We start from the raw sequence: 1338 nt of genomic DNA, 5'->3' as shown, positions 1-1338 counted from the left end.
GGGCGCCCGCAACCGGTATCACGGCGCGTTGATGCGGGCCGCCTACACCGGTACGCCAACCGATGAAATCAAGCGGGCGACCGAGGTGTGTATCGCATCCCTGAACGCGGCGCTTGAAGCTGTTCGTCCGGGCGCTACCGCAGGAGAGGTTGACGAGGCCTGCCGGGGAACCATCGAGCGCGCCGGGCTGTACGAGCAGTTCCGCAAGCGCACCGGTTATTCGATCGGCGTCGCTTTTGCGCCGGACTGGGGCGAAGGCCATATTATGAGTCTCCAGCGTGACGATTCGCGCGTCCTGATGCCGGGCATGGTGTTCCACATCCCGCCGGCCCTTCGCGTTCCGAACCGCTACGGCGTCGGATTCAGCGAGACGATCCTGGTAACGGAAACCGGCTGCGAAGTGCTGACCAAGCTGCCGCGCGAGCTGACCATAGCGAAGGGGGTTAACGCATGAGCGGACAATTCGCAGGAAAGACCGCGCTGGTAGCGGCGGCAAGCAAAGGGCTTGGCCGCGCGGCGGCGTTCGAGCTGGCGCGCGGCGGGGCGAAGGTGGCGCTGTTCAGCCGAAATGGCGCGGAGGCTGATGCGGTGGCTGCGGAAATCACCGCCGAAACGGGAATGCCCGCGCTCGGCCTTCAGGCCGACGTCTGCTCCGCTTCCGACCTGTCCCGCTGCGTGGAAGAAACGGTCCGCATATTTGGCGGACTGCATGTTCTCGTCACCAACGCGGGCGGTCCTCCAGCCGGGAACTTCGAGTCGCTTAAGGAGGAGGACTGGAAGTACGCCTATGAGCTTAACGTGCTCAGCGTCGTCCGTCTTATCCAGGGCGCGCTTCCGCATCTGAAGGAACAGGGAGGCGCGATTGTCAATCTGGCTTCTTCCTCGGTCAAGCAGCCCATCCCCGGCCTGACGCTCTCCAATGTGATGCGGACGGGCGTGGCCGGACTCGGCAAGACGCTGGCGGAGGAGCTTGCCCCTTACGGCATCCGCGTGAATACGGTGGCTCCGGGCCGGATCGACACGGATCGGGTCCGTTCCCTGGACCGTATCCGGGCGGACAAGGCCGGGGTTGCCCCGGAAGATATCAAGGCGCAGAGCGAGAAGCAGATTCCGCTCGGGCGTTACGGGCAGCCGGATGAATTCGCCCGCGTGGTCGCGTTCCTGTGCTCGGATGCGGCGAGCTATGTAACCGGCCAGACGCTGCTGGTGGACGGCGGGATGGTGAAATCGCTATGAGCGGGGATCTTCGCGCGGCAGAGCCGCTCATCCGTCCCGAGCGGACGGTAGAGCTGCTGGCCGATCTTATCCGCTTTCAGAGCGTGAACCCAAGCGGTACGG

The 1338-nt window shown here is 64.8% G+C and carries 2 protein-coding genes; both read left to right on the top strand.

What is annotated here, in order from left to right; translation table 11 throughout:
- Positions 1-454 (top strand): M24 family metallopeptidase (locus tag L692_RS0111245; RefSeq protein WP_025699894.1); only part of this gene is annotated, 454 nt, incomplete at its 5' end.
- A complete protein-coding gene (locus L692_RS0111240) occupies positions 451-1236 on the top strand; it encodes an SDR family oxidoreductase (protein WP_025699891.1) in 786 nt (261 codons plus the stop codon). The genes L692_RS0111245 and L692_RS0111240, both read left to right, overlap by 4 nt.
- The last annotated feature ends 102 nt before the right edge of the window (positions 1237-1338 follow it).

The organism is Paenibacillus forsythiae T98 (assembly GCF_000520735.1).
Taxonomy (GTDB): Bacteria; Bacillota; Bacilli; order Paenibacillales; family Paenibacillaceae; genus Paenibacillus_AQ; species Paenibacillus_AQ forsythiae.
The sequence above is the reverse complement of the archived record's forward strand: the minus strand, read 5'-3'. Positions and strand labels throughout refer to the sequence as shown.